The 17,540-nt window shown below is 34.6% G+C and carries 10 protein-coding genes; 6 read left to right on the top strand and 4 right to left on the bottom strand.

The genetic code is table 11. The features are described 5' to 3' along the window. Positions 1-80: 80 nt before the first annotated feature. A complete protein-coding gene (locus tag B0I10_RS13495; RefSeq protein ID WP_112087037.1) occupies positions 81-686 on the bottom strand; it encodes a superoxide dismutase in 606 nt (201 codons plus the stop codon). Positions 687-794: 108 nt separating this feature from the next. Between B0I10_RS13495 and B0I10_RS13490 the strand changes: the two genes are divergently transcribed. The 4 genes from B0I10_RS13490 (at position 795) to B0I10_RS13475 (ending at position 9,461) form a co-directional block, all read left to right on the top strand. Next, the gene (locus B0I10_RS13490; RefSeq protein WP_112087036.1) at positions 795-3,947 is read left to right on the top strand and encodes a UvrD-helicase domain-containing protein; all 3,153 of its coding nucleotides are present in this window, start codon (positions 795-797) and stop codon (positions 3,945-3,947) included. A gap of 14 nt (positions 3,948-3,961) precedes the next feature. Then, positions 3,962-5,155: a glycine C-acetyltransferase gene (gene kbl, locus B0I10_RS13485; protein WP_112087035.1), complete on the top strand. Its 1,194-nt coding sequence runs from the start codon at positions 3,962-3,964 to the stop codon at positions 5,153-5,155. A 98-nt stretch (positions 5,156-5,253) separates the two neighbouring features. Then, positions 5,254-6,645, top strand: coding sequence for an OmpA family protein (locus B0I10_RS13480; protein WP_112087087.1), 1,392 nt, complete (start codon positions 5,254-5,256; stop codon positions 6,643-6,645). A 62-nt stretch (positions 6,646-6,707) separates the two neighbouring features. After that, the gene (locus B0I10_RS13475) at positions 6,708-9,461 is read left to right on the top strand and encodes a PD-(D/E)XK nuclease family protein (protein ID WP_112087034.1); all 2,754 of its coding nucleotides are present in this window, start codon (positions 6,708-6,710) and stop codon (positions 9,459-9,461) included. 636 nt (positions 9,462-10,097) lie between these two features. On the opposite strand, the gene B0I10_RS13470 is transcribed toward B0I10_RS13475, so the two are convergent. The 3 genes from B0I10_RS13470 to B0I10_RS13460 form a co-directional block, all read right to left on the bottom strand. Next, positions 10,098-11,345 (bottom strand): porin family protein, encoded by a 1,248-nt coding sequence (locus tag B0I10_RS13470; protein WP_112087033.1) that lies wholly within the window; start codon positions 11,343-11,345, stop codon positions 10,098-10,100. Between the two features lie 63 nt (positions 11,346-11,408). Continuing rightward, positions 11,409-12,212, bottom strand: a complete 804-nt coding sequence (locus B0I10_RS13465) for an alpha/beta fold hydrolase (protein ID WP_112087032.1) — start codon at positions 12,210-12,212, stop codon at positions 11,409-11,411. A gap of 197 nt (positions 12,213-12,409) precedes the next feature. Next, positions 12,410-13,702 (bottom strand): aminopeptidase P family protein, encoded by a 1,293-nt coding sequence (locus B0I10_RS13460; protein ID WP_112087031.1) that lies wholly within the window; start codon positions 13,700-13,702, stop codon positions 12,410-12,412. Between the two features lie 125 nt (positions 13,703-13,827). Here B0I10_RS13460 and B0I10_RS13455 point away from each other — a divergent pair, with 125 nt between their 5' ends. After that, positions 13,828-16,653, top strand: coding sequence for a VPS10 domain-containing protein (locus B0I10_RS13455; protein WP_112087030.1), 2,826 nt, complete (start codon positions 13,828-13,830; stop codon positions 16,651-16,653). Further along, positions 16,631-17,539 (top strand): ChaN family lipoprotein, encoded by a 909-nt coding sequence (locus B0I10_RS13450; protein WP_112087029.1) that lies wholly within the window; start codon positions 16,631-16,633, stop codon positions 17,537-17,539. Before B0I10_RS13455 ends, B0I10_RS13450 begins: the two co-directional genes overlap by 23 nt. Position 17,540 lies beyond the last annotated feature (1 nt).

The raw sequence follows: 17,540 nt of genomic DNA, 5'->3' as shown, positions 1-17,540 counted from the left end.
AGAAATTCCACCTTTTTATTTTTCACAAAAAAAGCGACACTCGTTAGAATGTCGCTTTTTTCGTTTAAGAAGATGACTGTTTATTTTTCAGTAGCAAATCTTCTTGAAACTTCTTCCCAATTAATTACATTAAAGAAGGCATCGATGTAGTCCGGTCTTCTATTTTGATAATGTAAATAATAAGCATGTTCCCAAACGTCCATTGCCAAAATAGGTGTTCCGCCACAACCAACGCCCGGCATTAACGGATTGTCTTGATTAGGTGTTCCGCAAACTTCCAGTTTTCCATCTTTCACACATAAAAAAGCCCATCCAGAACCGAATTGAGTTGCTCCTGCTTTAGAGAATTTTGCTTTAAATTCGGCAAAAGTACCAAAATCTCTTTCGATTGCATCGGCTAATTCGCCAGTTGGTTCTCCACCACCGTTTGGAGACATCACTGTCCAAAACAAATTGTGATTATAAAAACCGCCACCGTTGTTGCGAACAGCCGCATTGGTTTTGTCTAAATTAATTAAAATATTTTCGATGGTTTTACCCTCCATATCTGTGCCGGCAATTGCAGCATTCAAGTTGTTGGTATAAGCCGCATGGTGCTTAGAATGATGAATTTCCATCGTTCTGGCGTCAATATGTGGTTCTAATGCATCGTATGCGTAAGGTAATTGTGGTAATTCAAATGACATAATTTTATATTTTTTTATGTTTAACAATAAGGAGCTTCAAATTTAATCAATTAACTTTGGAAAAGGAAATTCTATTTCGTTATTGTTGCATTAATTTATATTATACCCTTGAATAAACCCGCTTTTTCAATCTACGATGCTTCTGCCGGTTCGGGCAAAACCTTTACTTTGGTGAAAGAATATTTAAAAATTATTCTTTTATCTAAAAAAGAAGATGCTTATAAAAATATTTTAGCGATCACATTTACCAACAAAGCAGTTGGCGAAATGAAATCAAGAGTAGTAGAAACACTTTCGCAATTTGCAACCGACGAACCTAATGGCAAAGCAATGGCGGTGATGAATACCATTGTGAAAGAAACCGGACTTTCGATTGTTGACATCAAACAAAAATCAAAAGCTATTATTCGAAATATTATTCATAATTATGCCTCTTTTGATATTTCTACGATTGATAAATTTACACATAAAGTAATCCGAACGTTTGCTCACGATTTGAATTTGCCTTCCACGTTTGAAGTTTCGCTAGAAACCGACAACCTTTTGCAAGAAGCCATTGATGCTATTATTGCACAAGCCGGCGACGATGAAATGCTCACCCGTTTGTTGGTTGATTTTACGTTAGAAAAAACAGACGATGATAAATCGTGGGATGTTACTCGTGATATCAAAGAAATTTCAAAATTGCTAACTAACGAAAATAACCGTAATGAAATTGTTCATTTTAAAGACAAACAGATTCCGGAATTTATTGAGTTGAAAAAAAATGTGCTCGACAAAATCAAAACCATCGAAAAAGAATGTTTGGAAGTTGGTCAAAAAGCCATGCAACACATTAACAACCAGCAATTGGATGCAAAATCATTTAATCGAGGCGTGGTTTTTAATTATTTTACAAAAACGGCCCAAGGCGAAATCATCAACAATGCCAAAATTGAAGAGTATTTAGCGGAAGGAAATCGCTATTCAAAATCAATTCCGCAACTGCAAAAAGAGGCGGTTGATTCAATTGCGGCAGAATTACTGCACTTTTTTGGTTTGATACATTCTTCGGTAAAAGAATATATGTTGTATGTCGCTTTTTTAAAAAACATCACACCCTTATCACTTTTAAATCGAGTGAGTCAGGAATTGGATAAAATTCAAGAAGAGCAAAATATTTTATCGATTTCAGAGTTCAATGCTATCATTCACAACGAAATTCAAAACCAACCTGCTCCTTTTATTTATGAACGAATGGGCGAACGGTATAAACATTTTTTTATAGATGAATTTCAGGATACCTCGCAAATGCAGTGGGAAAATTTAATTCCGTTGATTGATAATGCTTTGTCCAGCGAAGATTTGAACCAAGAAAGAGGTTCTTTGATGATTGTGGGCGATCCAAAACAATCGATTTACCGTTGGCGTGGTGGAAAAGCAGAACAGTTTATCGAATTAAGCAAAAATGAAAATCCGTTTATAAATCCCGAGAAAGAACTATTTCATTTGGATACCAATTGGCGGAGTTACAGCCAAATCATTGATTTTAATAACCAGTTTTTCGCGTTTTTGTCCAATAGTTTCGAGCATTCGGATTATAAAGATTTGTATGAAAATCACAGTCATCAAAAAGAAAATGATAAAAAAGGCGGCTATGTGAAGCTTTCTTTTATCCCGTCCAAAAAAGAATTAGAAGAAGATGTTGAAAAAGATGATTTGTATTTAGAAAAAGTCCTTCAAACTATTGATGAATTAAAAGTTAAGGGATTTTCATATCGAGACATGGTTATTTTGACCCGAAAAAAAGAACCGGGCGTCAAAATTGCTGCTTTTTTGACCGAAAAAAGTATTCCGATTGTTTCGTCTGAATCACTGTTGTTACAAAATTCTTCCGATGTAAATTTGATCATTACGCTATTGCGATTTTTAAAAAACGGAGCCGATAAAGAATCAAAAGCACATTTTCTATATTATGTAGCAAAAAATCTTCAGTACGAAATACCAACTCACGATTTTGTGGCAAAAGGAATGGAGTTTGACTTGGAAATTGATTTAGAAAACTGGTTAACTTCGTTAGATTTATCTTTTTCGTTTCAACAAATTAGAAAAAAATCGTTGTATGAAGCGGTTGAAACCATTATTCAAACGTTCATCAAGCCCAAAATATCCAACGCCTATATTCAGGATTTTCTCGATAGGGTACTAGATAGAGATATTAAGAACCAATCTGGAATTTCAGATTTTTTATCGTATTGGGATGAAAATAGTGCCAAATTCAGCATTCCATCGCCGGAAGGAAATAACGCTATTCGGATTATGACTATTCACAAATCAAAAGGATTAGAATTTCCGGTGGTGATTTTTCCGTTTGCCGAAGAAAATTATGCCAATTCACCCAAAGATAAATTGTGGATTGAACCCGAATCCGATTTAATCGAATTGCCCAAAGTTTTAATCGATAATAACAAAAACGTGGAAGAATTTGGCGTATCCGCCGCCGCTGTTTATCATCAAAAAAAGGAAGAAGAATTGTTGGACAACATCAATATTCTTTACGTAGCACTCACACGAGCAGAAGAACAACTATACATTATTTCGAGCATGAACTTAAATGCCAAAGGCGAAGTTTCTCCTAATAATATGTCTAGTTTCTTTCTTTCTTTTTTACAGGAAAAAAGGGAATTTGATTCTCATAAAAATGTGTACGAATGGGGAAATGCAGACAAGGTTTCTGGAGAGAGTAAAAAAGTACAAGAATTAATTCCGATTACATTGGTAGAGCAAAATCTCAATCCAATTTCCATTAAAATTGCTCAACGAGAGAGCATGATGTGGGGAACGTATCAGCAAAAAGCGATTGAATATGGCAATGTGATTCACGAAATACTATCCGATATAAAAACCAAAAACGACATTGATTTGGCGGTTACAAAAGCATTGGAAAACGGAATCATCTCTTTGAGTCAAAAAGAAGCTGTTTTGTTGGTAATCAACCAAATTTGTTTGCATCCGGAATTAGCCATCTTTTTTGATGAGTCAAATAGAATATTGAATGAACAGATTATTTTGCGAAAAGAAGAAGCGGTTGTTAAACCTGATCGCATTGTAATAAACCAACAAAATGAAGCTCTAATTCTCGACTATAAAACAGGAGAGCCGCTCGCAAAACATCATAAACAACTAGAAATCTATAAATCTGCTTTGCAAAACATGGGATTTAAAGTCGTTAAAAAAGCATTGGTTTATATTGGAGAAACATTGGAAATAGTAACTTTGTAAAAAATTAAAACATTATGTACGGTAAAATACAACACCATTTACAAAACGAATTAGATACAATTCAACAAAACGGATTATTTAAAAAAGAACGAATCATTACTTCGCCACAAGGAGCAGAAATCACTATTTCGACCGGTGAAAAAGTATTGAACTTTTGTGCAAATAACTATTTAGGACTTTCTTCGCATCCGGAAGTGGTTCAAGCGGCCAAAGATGCTTTAGATTCGCATGGTTTCGGAATGTCGTCTGTTCGATTTATCTGTGGGACACAAGATATTCATAAACAATTAGAACAAAAAATCGCCGAATTCTACGGAACCGAAGATACGATTTTGTATGCCGCCGCTTTTGATGCCAACGGTGGTGTTTTTGAACCTTTATTGGGAGAAGAAGACGCGATTATTTCAGATAGTTTGAATCATGCTTCAATTATTGATGGAGTTCGGTTATGTAAAGCAGCCCGATATCGCTATGAAAATAACAATATGGCAGAGTTGGAACAACAGCTCATCAAAGCTAACGAAGAAGGAAGACGTTTCAAATTAATTGTAACTGATGGTGTTTTTTCGATGGATGGCATAGTAGCTTCATTAGATAAAATTTGTGATTTAGCTGATAAATATGATGCGATGGTAATGGTAGATGAATGTCATGCTGCCGGATTTATTGGTGCAACCGGAAAAGGAACTTTAGAAGCAAAAGGAGTTATGGGTCGCGTTGACATTATCACCGGAACATTAGGAAAAGCGTTAGGCGGAGCCATGGGCGGTTATACCACAGCCAAAAAAGAAATTATTGAAATTTTACGGCAACGTTCTAGACCTTATTTATTTTCCAATTCATTAGCTCCTTCTATTGTTGGTGCTTCTCTGAAAGTTTTTGAATTACTTGAAAAAGATACTTCGCTTCGCGATCAATTGGAATGGAACACCAATTATTTCAAAAACGGACTGAAAGAGGCAGGCTTTGATATCATTGATGGTGATTCAGCTATTGTTCCAGTGATGCTCTATGATGCCAAATTATCGCAGCAAATGGCAGATGAATTACTGAAAGAAGGGGTGTATGTGATTGGGTTCTTTTTTCCGGTAGTTCCTAAAGATAAAGCAAGGATTCGGGTGCAACTCTCTGCTGCTCATACTAAAGAGCATCTTGATAAAGCAATAGAAGCGTTCATAAAAGTGGGAAGATTGTTGAATGTAATCTAGTTTTCTTATTAATATTTTAACATTAAGTTTTGTAGTTATCGGAAAACAACCTATTTTTGCATCAATTAACAATGTATTGTAATCAAAACAAATCAAGTATGAAACATCTTAACAAATTAGTTGTCGCTATCTTTATGTTTGCTGGACTAAGTTCGCAGGCCCAAGATAATAACAACCCATGGGCAGTCTCCTTTGGAGCGAATGCCGTCGACGGAGGTAGAGTTAGTGCTGCCGAAAGTATTAAAAATCAGTTTTCTGAGTATTTTAATGCAGAGGATTATTGGAACTTTGTTCCTTCTGTATCTTACTTAACAGTGACTAGACACGTTGGAGACAATTTCTCTTTTGGACTAACAGGGTCTTTTAACAAAATTGACAAATTTGTATCTGAAAAATCACTTATGAACAATGGTGATTATGTGGTTACAAGGATTGATGAAATGTATTATGGAGTTGATGGTAGCATCAATTATAGTGCTGGTACTTTCTTCAAGTTTATCGAGCCTGTGTTACACATTGGTGGAGGTTATACTTTCCTAGGAGATAATAGTGCAGGTACTGTTAATGGAGGATTAGGATTTAACTTTTGGTTCTCAGAAACTGTTGGATTGTCTGTTAAATCTACTTACAAACATTCTTTCGAGGATGATAGAACAGTTATGCCTTCTCACTTGCAACACTTTGCAGGTCTTACCTTCAAATTCGGTGGTAAAGATACAGATGGTGACGGAATTTATGACAAAGACGATGCTTGTCCAGACGTATTTGGTTTAAAACAATTTAACGGATGTCCTGATACAGACGGAGACGGAATCATAGATGGTGATGACGCTTGTCCAGACGTATTTGGTTTAGCTGAATTCCAAGGTTGTCCTGATACAGACGGAGACGGTGTGCCAGATAAAGATGATGAGTGTCCAGAAGTTGCTGGTTTAAAATCATTAAAAGGATGTCCTGATACAGACGGTGACGGAATCGCTGATAAAGATGATGATTGTCCAAATGAAAAAGGACCTAAAGAAAACAAAGGATGTCCATGGCCAGATAGAGATGGAGACGGAGTTCTTGACAAAGATGACAGATGTCCAGATGTAAAAGGTACTGTTGCAAATAACGGTTGTCCTGAAGTATCTGCAGAAGTTGTTAAACAATTGAATGATTTTGCTAAATCAATCTTATTTGATACTGGAAAATCTACAATCAAGCAAGTTTCTTTCGGAACATTAGCTTCCATTAAAAGTGTAATGAACGAATATCCATTTGCTAAATTCAGAATTGAAGGACATACAGATAGTACAGGTTCTTTAGCAACAAACGAAAGACTTTCTAAAGAAAGAGCTGCTGCTGTTAAAGATTACTTAATCGCAAACGGTGTAGACGCTTCAAGATTAGAATCTGAAGGATTTGGTCCATCAAGACCAGTTGCTGATAACAAAACAGCTGCAGGTAGAGCTCAAAACAGAAGAACAGAAGTTGTTGTTATAAAATAATTTCTTTTTAAATAATTGAAGAAACGCTCCGATTTATCGGAGCGTTTTTTTATTTTTATAACATGAAGCCAATTTCTTTTTTATCGTTACTCGCAAAGCATATCGTTGCCAATTATTCTACAACAATTGAGGAATTAGTAGTAGTTCTTCCTAATAAAAGAGCAAAAGTCTTTTTATTAGAAGAATTAAAAAAAGAAATTCAACAAAATAGTTTTGCTCCCAAAATTATTAGTATCGAAGATTTTATTCAAGACATTGCTGGAATCCGTTCAATTGATTCAGTTGAGTTGTTGTTTGAATTTTACAATGTTTATATCAGTCTAACAGAAAAAGACAAACAACCTTTTGAACAGTTTTCCAATTGGGGAAAAACATTGTTGCAAGATTTCAACGAAATAGATCGTTACTTACTCGAACCAAATCATGTTTTTTCGTATTTAAAAGACATAGAAGCCATTAAACGATGGAATCTTGAACCACAAGACAAGACCAAATTAATAGATAATTATCTCTTGTTTTGGGAAAATATGCCGTTGTATTACGATGCATTTTATAAACATCTTCTTTCCAAAGGAATTGGCTATCAAGGTTTAATTTACCGCGAAGCAGTTGAAAATTTGAATCATTTTTCAAATTCCATCGAGCATAAAATCATTTTTGCCGGATTTAATGCGTTGAATCAAGCCGAAGAAAAAATATTCCAACACTTACTTTCCCTTGAAAAAGCTGATGTTTTATGGGATGTGGAAGAAACGTTTTTGAATGATCCTTATCATGATGCCGGGTTATTTGCCAGAAAAATGAAACGAAGCTGGCCACATTATAAAGCCAATCCCTATGAATGGATTTTTAATGAATTCAAGCAACCCAAGACTATTAAAATCATGGGAACGCCTAAAACCATTGGTCAAGCAAAACTGGTTGGTGAAATAATCGAATCCATTTCGTCATCACAACCACTTGATAAAATTGCTGTGGTTTTAGGGGAAGAAAATATGCTAATTCCGTTATTAAATTCGTTACCGGAAGCCGTATCGCATCTGAATATCACAATGGGCTATTCGGGCAAAAACAATCCTGCACAATTGTTGGTTTCTAAACTTTTTAAGATGCATCAAAACGCATTTAATCGAAGTAAGAACAGTTATGTTTTTTATTATAAAGATGTACTGGAAGTGCTTCAAAATCCACTCGTAGAACCTTTCGCGAAAGCAAAAGTGGTTGTAAAAAAAATAAACGAAAACAATTATACTTTCATCACACATTCAAAATTGTTAGATTTCTGTGATAATGAAAACCAATTTTTTAGCCTTTTATTTCAAAAATGGGAAGCCAATCCAGTTACTGTTTTAGAAAAAATTTCATCCATTCTACTTCAAATCAGGAACTATTTGTTGGATGAATCCTCTAATGACCGACTAACCAATAGTTTTGTTTATGCTGTTTTTAAAGTGGTTAACAAGTTAGCAACCTATTGTGAGCAACACAACCACATTACTTCCATTGACGGATTATTTTCCCTTTACAAACAAATAATTGATTTAGCTGAAGTTTCGTTTGAAGGCGAACCATTGCAAGGTTTACAGATTATGGGTGTTTTAGAAAGTCGTGTACTCGATTTTGACACCGTCATCATTACGTCGATGAATGAAGGTGTTTTTCCCGCCGGAAAATCGCAAAATTCCTTTATTCCGTTAGATGTGAAACGAGAATTGGGTTTACCAACTTTTAAAGAAAAAGATGCGATTTACACCTATCATTTCTATCATTTGTTGCAACGAGCAAAGAATATTTATTTGCTTTACAACACCGAATCGGAAGGAATTGATGCCGGCGAAAAAAGTCGATTTATCACCCAATTAAAAGTAGAAACCCAACCCAATCATGTGCTCTCGCATCAAATTTATAATGCTCATTTACCCGAAAAAGCACGAGAATTAATTGAAGTAGAAAAATCAGCTTTAGTAATGGAACGATTGAAAGAAATGGCTGAAAACGGGTTTTCACCTTCTACCTTAACAACGTATATTCGTAATCCAATCCAATTTTATTTTCAACGAATTCTGCGAATTTCTGAGGTAGATGAGGTAGAAGAAAATATTGCTGTCAATACGTTAGGAACCATTATTCATGGAGCTTTAGAGGAGTTGTATAAACCCCATTTGAATGCATTTTTAAGCGTTTTAAATGTTGAAAATATGCTTCAATTGGCAAATGATGAGGTGTTGAAACAGTTCAAATTGGTTTATAAAGAAGGCGAAATTACCAAAGGTAAAAACCTATTGGCTTTTGAAGTGGCGAAACGAAATGTCTTCAATTTTCTCCAACTCGAAAAACGTCTTTTAGAACAAAATGATGCGGTGAAAGTTTTGTTTTTGGAAAAAAATTATGAACAAATTTTGATTGATGGACGACTGCCATTTCCCATCAAAATAAAAGGAAATGTGGACAGAATTGAACTTAGAAACGGAAAACTTCGCATCATCGACTACAAGACCGGAAAAGTAGAACAAGCTAGTTTGTCTATCTCTAATTGGAATGGTTTAACGGAGGATATCAAATACGATAAAATCATTCAGTTGTTGTGTTATGCCTTCATGGTTCAATCCGATTTCCCGAATACGGAATTGGAAGTCGGCATTATTTCCTTCAAAAACTTAAAAGCCGGATTTATGCCTTTTCAAATTAAAGAAGGGCGAGAAGTAATTGTAAATCAAGTAGATGATTCTGTTTTAGGTGATTTCAAAACCGAATTAATTGTATTGCTTAATGAAATTTTAAATAGTGAGTTGGCTTTTGAAGAGAAAATTTTGTAACCAGATGAAGAGGATAGTTTTTTTGAATTTTTTATAACTGATATGGTAAAATGAATTAAATTTTTTTCAAAAAGTGAAGCAAATAGTTTGCAATTCCGTTTTATTTTGAATGTGACTCATATTGTCGATTCGCAAAAGTAACCAGTTCTATTTTTGTATTTATAATTTGTTTAATGTTCTCTTCGTGTTTCAAAATACTATATTTTTCTTATAAATTTAAAAATGTTGTTTTTGGAGAAAAATTTTAAACAATTTTAAGAAGACATTTGACAGTCTTTCTCGATTTTAAGAAAAGGTAATGTTGAACTCCGAACTGAAACACTTCGACCTAACGCTTGTAAAATCGGAAAAGTGAGGTAAAACAATTTATTAATTCAAACTTTTGATAGGGTAATTTTTGTCTTCAAAAATGACAAATTCATTCAATGTTAGCGTTATAAATTTATGACTTAAGGCTAATTTGAAATAACCAAAGTGAAAACTGGCGTCATTTCTTTCAAAAACTTAAAATCAGGATTTATGGTGTTTCAAATTAAAGAACGACTTAAGGTTACTACTTACTAGAAACTTTCAAAATCTAATTAATCGCAATGTTGAATCAAATTCTAAATCATTCAATTTCAGCCTAAAAAAAATTTAGAATATAGTGTAAGCAGCAATGATACTAGTTTCTAAATTCTTTTGATCATAACCTGTAATATATTTAATACTATTTTGAGGACCACTCATTCTTAAACCCACACTAAATTTATTATTGTATCTAAAACCGGCTCCAAAACCATAATAGTCTTCGCCTATTGCTTTAAAAGCTAAACTTCTGATTCGTTCTGGCTCACTTTCAGCTGTTAAAATACTTTCTAATATATTTTTTCGCGAATTAACAGATCCAATATTATAATATCCCTCTATAAAGACACTTGATAGTTCACTGAGGTGAATATAATATTTCAACCCTAACATGACATCAAGTCTCTTCATTTTTATTGTGGTGGTCGATGTAAAAAAAGGGCTTGCAGTTATGAAATTAGGTTCATTATTTTCAACATAAGTCGCATTGAAGTTAAAGTAAGATAATTCGGCAAAGAAACTAAAGTTTTTTCTTTTTAAAGGTAACACAACTTCAAATTGACTTCCAAATCTGAATGCAGTTACATTTGAACTTGAGTTGTTTATGTAAATATCGGACTCAGATTCAAATGTTGATTTAACAAAACTTACTCCAGCAAATAAGTTAATATTAAAATCAGCTTTATTACTTACTTCATATTTTGTGGATACACTATTTGAGCAGGTATTGTATTTTTCAAAATATTTAATTAAATCGTTTTCATTGTAATTAATTTTGTTTGCATTTATTCTACTATCGCCACAATTAACATCAGTATTTAATTGATAAATAAAATCTTTATTGGTCATTACATGCGTGTTGTTGTACAAATAAGTTTTAAAAATTAAAGATTTAATAGTGCTATCATCAACTCTATAAAAATATCTTATTCCTCTGTTGTATTGATACATAAATAAGTCCGCTTTTCCGTCGATAAGCGTTTTTAATAAAACAACTTTATTTTCAAAAAAGGCTTCTCGAGTAGCAGTTAATTCTCCCAATTTAGCTGACGAAGTCTCTATATCAACGGAAGCTTTTATATATTTTATTTTATTTAAAATTTCAAATGATTTTAAAGCGGCTAGACCCGCGATAGATTCAACACCATTTTGATTTATAAATTTTACGCTTTCGGGATTGTAAGCCCAATTTTCATTTTTTATTTGGCATTCTAGTATAGTTCCGTTTTCAAATTCAATCTTTCCATCTTCCCATTTGTTTTGAGAAAGTAAATTTATTGATACTAAAAAGAGTGCAAAAAGTAAAAGATTTTTCATTTGATTTAGTTTTTTCAAAAGTATGAATAAATATAAATAATCCTACTAAAAAATTGTTGTCAATCAAGTATTTTTTACATTCTTAATAAATTTATATAATATTTTTTTCAATGGTGCTTCATTTTCAATGTGACTCATGTGTCCATCCGGAAAGGAAACCAATTCCACTTTAGTATTTTCTATTTGTTCTAAACTGTCTTCGTAATTTAAAACACCATCTTTTTTACCTAAAATTAATAGAATGGGATAAGGTGAAAAGTGCAACAAAACTTCTCTGTCATTGCGAATTTTCATCCCTTCCAACGCGGCTACAATGCCTTGAAGTGGTGTTTTTAAAGCTTCGTTGCGAACTTCTTCTATTTTATCGGCTAAACGTTCCCGATTGTCTTCAATAAACAAATTGGCAATACTCATCCGAACAAAAGCGGTATAATTTTGTTTCACAGCCAAAATGGCTCGATCACGATTTATTTTACGTTCTTCACTATCGGCACGCGAAGTAGAATTCAACAAAACCAAACCTTTTACATTATCCGGATACAATTCGGCGAAAGCCAACGCCACATAACCACCCATCGAATGCCCAATAAAAATCGCTTTTCTGATTTTTAGTTCGTGTAATACTTCATGTACCATATCGGCTTGGTCTTCCATGGTGTGGATGTATCCCAAACATTCGGTGGCTCCGTGACCTAATAAATCAATGGCAATGATGCGGTTTTTTTTAGAAAACTCATCCACATATGCATTCCACATGCCTACATTTTCCAGAAAACCGTGAAGTAAAATCACAGCCGTTCCTTTTCCCGTGTCGGTGTACTTGATTTTGGTGTTTTTATAGAGGATATTTTTGGTTTCAGGTTTCAAGGTTTCAAGGTTTGGGGTTGAAAAGTTGCTTTGGCAAAGTAAATTATAACTTATATAAAATCCAATTTGAATGAACAAATTAAATTTATTTGAACACCGATTTTAGAAATTATTATAATTTTTCAAATCTGTGTTCAGAAAAAACGACCCACATTCCTGCAAGCCGCCTTTTAAACTCTTAAACCTTTTAAACCAAACTAAGCATTCATTAAAGATTCAATTTCTTCAATTTCAATCGGAATATTCCGCATCAAATTAAACGGCTCACCACTTTTTTGAATCACCACATCATCTTCCAAACGAATACCAAAACCTTCTTTTGGAATATAAATTCCGGGTTCAACCGTAAAAACCATATTGGCATGCATGGGTTCATGCAACAATCCGTAGTCATGCGTATCTAATCCCAAATGATGCGATGTGCCGTGCATAAAATATTTTTTATAAGCCGGCCATTCCGGATTTTCGTTTTGCACATCGGCTTTGTCTAAAAGACCTAAATTCAATAATTCTGAAGTCATCATTTTACCAACTTCCAAATGATACTCTTTCCATAAAGTTCCGGGAATTAATAATTTCGTTGCTTCATTTTTTACATTCAAAACCGCATTGTAAACGGCTTTTTGACGGTCATTGAATTTCCCTGAAACCGGAATCGTTCGCGTCATATCACTCGAATAATTAGCATATTCTGCACCTACATCCAACAAAATCAAATCGCCTGCTTTGCATTGTTGGTTGTTTTCTATATAATGTAAAACATTCGCATTATTTCCTGAAGCAATAATAGGTGTGTAGGCAAATCCTTTTGAACGATTTCTAATGAATTCATGAGCAAATTCAGCTTCAATTTCATATTCCATCACATTCGGCTTCACAAAAGATAGCACTCTGCGGAAACCTTTTTCTGTCAAATCACACGCTTTTTGCAACAAGTCAATTTCTTCGCTTTCTTTCACTGAACGCAAACGTTGCAAAATCGGATTGCTTTTTTCCACTTTGTGAGCCGGATAATTTTCTTTCCACCATTTTGTAAAACGAGCCTCGCGGGTTTCTGTTTCAATGGAAGCTCGGTAATGTTCGTTGGTGTTGATGTACATCGTATCGGCATACGCCATCACTTCTTTCAAAATCTTATGAAAATCACTCAACCAATACACCGATTTAATACCCGAAACTTCAAAAGCTCGGTCTTTAGTGAGCTTTTCGCCTTCCCAAACGGCGATGTGTTCGTTGGTTTCTCGTTGAAATAAAATTTCTTTCAAATGAGCATAAGGTGCATCGGGAAACAAAAGCAAAATACTTTCTTCCTGATCAACGCCTGACAAATATAAAATGTCACGATGTTGTGCAAACGGCAACGTCGTATCGGCACTCACAGGATAAATATCATTGGAATTAAAAACCGCCACACTGTTTGGTTTCATTTGAGCAGTAAATTTTGCTCGGTTTTTAATGTATAAATCGCGATCAATCGGATGGTATTTCATAATGGGAAAATGTAAATTGTGTAAAAATCAAAATTAGTAAGAATACAACGATTTGCTGTTAATTCAACGATAAAATTTTGTCAACAGCGTAGTTATGACTAATTTTCCGTACTAAATTTATTCAAATGAAGAAAGAACGTGTCAGTTTGGTTTGGCTTCTCCTTTTTGTTTCCTTTTCTTGGGCACAAAATACCTCAGTTTCAAATGAAAATTCTCTCGTAAAAAACATTGCTTTTCAAAGTGTTGGACCAACCATCATGAGCGGAAGAGTGGTGGATGTGGATGTAAATCCCGTTAATCCAATCGAATTTTATGTGGCGTATGCGTCGGGCGGACTCTGGTATTCCAACAACAACGGAATGAGTTTTGAACCTGTTATGGATACTTCGCCTACTCAAAATATGGGCGAAATTGCCGTAGATTGGAAAAACGGAACCATATGGGTGGGAACCGGAGAACACAATGCCTCTCGTTCTTCGTATGCCGGAATCGGAATTTTAAAATCTTCCGACAAAGGAAAAACGTGGAAAAATATGGGTTTAACCGACAGTCATCACATCGGAAAAATCGAAATAAATCCGAATAATTCCAATGAAATTGTGGTTGGTGTGACAGGACATTTGTATTCAAAAAACACCGAAAGAGGAATTTACAAGTCAACTGATGGTGGGAATTCTTGGAAACAAACACTTTATATCGATGATGAAACAGGAATTATCGACATTTCTGTTTCGCCAAAAAATTTCAACATTCAATATGCTGCAGCTTGGAAAAAAGACCGAAAAGCATGGAATTTTTTAGGAAATGGCTCTACTTCAGGAATTTATAAAAGTGAAGATGGCGGAAATTCTTGGAAATTAATTTCAACACCGGAAAGTGGATTTCCTACCGGAGATGGTGTGGGCAGAATTGGTTTGGCCGCTTTTGATAACAATACGATTTATGCTTTGTTAGACAATCAAAATAACAGACCTTCAACAGCTTCAAAAAATACAACATTGCCAACCATGTTCAGCGTTCCCGGTGATGTTTTTATGCAAATTCCTGATAAAGAAGTTAATTCCTATTTAAAAAAACGTGGTCATACTGAAAAATATCGTGCTCAAAATCTGAAAAATTTGGTGAAGGATGGTTCGATGAAACCTGAAGAAGTCAAATCACTTCTTTTAGATGCTAATGCCGCACTTTTTGAAACCGAAGTTATTGGAGCAGAAGTCTACAAATCAACCGATGGCGGAAAAACGTGGAATAAAACGCATACCGATTTTATTGATGATTTTTATTATTCGTATGGTTATTATTTTGGTAGAATTGCCGTAGATTCAAATAATTCGGATAAAATTTACCTTTCCGGAGTTCCGGTTTTAAAGTCGGATGATGGCGGAAAATCTTTCGTTTCCATCAATCGTGAAAATGTGCATGTAGATCATCATATTGTATGGGTCAATCCAAAAAAACCAGGTCATTTAATCAATGGAAATGATGGGGGATTAAATATTTCGTATGATGATGGAGCAAACTGGATCAAATGTAATCCGCACGGAGTGAGTCAGTTTTATTCAGTGAATGTAGATTATCAAAAACCGTATAATATTTATGGTGGGATGCAAGATAACGGCGTTTGGGTTGGCCCGAGTAATTACAACTACAACGTAGAATGGCACCAAGAAGGAAAATATCCGTTTGAAAGTTTAATGGGCGGCGATGGGATGCAAACGCAAATCGACCGAAGAAATCCTGACATCGTTTTTACCGGTTTTCAGTTTGGAAATTACTATCGAATTGACAGAAGTAAAAAGGAAACTAAATACATTTCGCCTAAAGCAAAAAAAGACGAAAAACCGTTGCGATTCAATTGGCAAACACCGATTTTGTTGTCTTCGCATAACCAAGATATTTTGTATATGGGCTCACAATATTTGCACCGTTCTTTCGATCAAGGTGAAACTTGGACACCAATTTCTTTCGATTTGACGCAAGGAGGAAAAGAGGGAAATGTGGCTTATGGAACGCTCACCACCATTAGCGAAAGCAAAGAACAATTCGGAGTAATTTATGTGGGAAGCGATGACGGTTCGGTTCATGTGACTAAAGACGGTGGCGTGAAATGGCATAACATTTCAACGACTTTTCCGAAAGATTTATGGGTTTCCAGAGTAGTTGCTTCTACTCATAAAAACGAACGTGTTTATGTCACTTTGAATGGTTATCGTTGGGATGACTTTAAGTCGTATGTGTATGTTTCGGATGATTACGGTCAAACGTGGAATTCCATTGCTCCAAAATTTGAAACGCTTTCTGTAAATGTTCTAGTTGAAGATAATGTAAATCCGAATATTTTGTATTTAGGTTCCGATAATGGGGTTTATATTTCATTCGATCAAGGGAAAAAGTGGCAAACCTTCAACAACGGAATGCCTCCGGTTGCAGTGCACGACATGGTTATTCAAACGGAAGCTCAAGATCTAGTGGTTGGAACACACGGAAGATCGATTTATAAGGTGAATTTAAAATCAATTCAACAATTAAATGAGGAAACTTTAGCGGCTGATTTAAAGTTATTTTCAGTTGATAATTTATCTCATTCTAAGTTTTGGGGAAGCACTTGGAGTAAATGGTTGCCTGCCAATGAACCAAAAATCGATGTAGATTATTATTTGAAAAATCAAGGCGAAGTGACAATTCAAGTCATTCACGAAAACGGAATTGTTGTATATGAAGAAGAACAAACCGCATCAACCGGAATAAATCAATGGAACTACGACGTTGAAATTTCAAAAACCGGAATCGAAAAATGGAAGAAAAAAGATAAGAAAATTATTTTAACCGAATCGAAAAACGGAAAAACGTATTTAATTCCAGGAAAATATCAAATCAAAATCACCCAAGGAAAAATTTCACAATCCACTCCTTTTGAAATCATAAAAAATGAAAGAAATAAAAAAGAATAAATTTTTAAGTACGCTCGCTCCCCTATCCTTTGGAAAGGGGTTGGGGGTGAGGTTTTTAATATTATTAATTGCCACTTCTTCCTTCGCCCAAAACAAATCGCCCTACCAAGTTTTCGATAAAAACGGGAAAAAATCATCCTATGAAAAAATTCTAAAAGCAGCCGAAAAATCAGAATTGGTATTATTTGGCGAACATCACGATAATTCTGTCGTGCATTGGTTACAACTAGAGTTTACGAAAGATTTAGCCGAAAAAAAGCCATTGGTTTTAGGGGCAGAAATGATTGAAGCTGATAATCAAAAGCAGCTCAATCAATATTTGAATGACGAAATTGATCAAAAAAAGTTTGACACAACAGCTCGTTTGTGGAATAATTACAAAACGGATTATAAACCATTGGTTGATTTTGCGAAAGCGAAAAAATTTCCTTTTATCGCTACAAATGTTCCTCGTCGATATGCCAGTATGGTTTTTAAAAAGGATTTCGTCGGTTTAGACGATTTGTCCGATGAAGAAAAAAGTTGGATTGCTCCATTACCAATCCCATTTGATATTAATTTGCCCGGTTATCAAAAAATGTTGGAAATGATGGGCGGACATGCCGGAGAAAAAATGCCGAAAGCCCAAGCAATCAAGGACGCAACGATGGCTCATTTTATTATTCAAAATCTAAAAAGCGGCACTATTTTTGTGCATTATAATGGAACGTATCACAGTGATTTTTTTGAAGGAATTAGTTGGTATGTTAATCAATACCGTAAAAACACTAAAATAATTACGATAGCTACGGTTGAACAAAAAGAGTTAACTAAATTAGAACAAGAGCATTATAATAAAGCCGACTTTATTCTCGTTATAGATGAAGATGTGACCAAAACCTACTAAT

Origin of the sequence: Flavobacterium lacus, assembly GCF_003268815.1 — a bacterium.
In the GTDB taxonomy this organism is placed as follows: Bacteria; Bacteroidota; Bacteroidia; order Flavobacteriales; family Flavobacteriaceae; genus Flavobacterium; species Flavobacterium lacus.
The sequence above is the reverse complement of the archived record's forward strand: the minus strand, read 5'-3'. Positions and strand labels throughout refer to the sequence as shown.

What these genes read in the sequence shown, in the direction of transcription:
- B0I10_RS13495 (WP_112087037.1), bottom strand. Translation starts at nt 686, where the DNA reads ATGTCATTTGAATTACCACAATTACCTTACGCATACGATGCATTAGAA.
- kbl (WP_112087035.1), top strand. Translation starts at nt 3,962, where the DNA reads ATGTACGGTAAAATACAACACCATTTACAAAACGAATTAGATACAATT.
- B0I10_RS13480 (WP_112087087.1), top strand. Translation starts at nt 5,254, where the DNA reads ATGAAACATCTTAACAAATTAGTTGTCGCTATCTTTATGTTTGCTGGA.
- B0I10_RS13475 (WP_112087034.1), top strand. Translation starts at nt 6,708, where the DNA reads ATGAAGCCAATTTCTTTTTTATCGTTACTCGCAAAGCATATCGTTGCC.
- B0I10_RS13470 (WP_112087033.1), bottom strand. Translation starts at nt 11,345, where the DNA reads ATGAAAAATCTTTTACTTTTTGCACTCTTTTTAGTATCAATAAATTTA.
- B0I10_RS13460 (WP_112087031.1), bottom strand. Translation starts at nt 13,702, where the DNA reads ATGAAATACCATCCGATTGATCGCGATTTATACATTAAAAACCGAGCA.
- B0I10_RS13455 (WP_112087030.1), top strand. Translation starts at nt 13,828, where the DNA reads ATGAAGAAAGAACGTGTCAGTTTGGTTTGGCTTCTCCTTTTTGTTTCC.
- B0I10_RS13450 (WP_112087029.1), top strand. Translation starts at nt 16,631, where the DNA reads ATGAAAGAAATAAAAAAGAATAAATTTTTAAGTACGCTCGCTCCCCTA.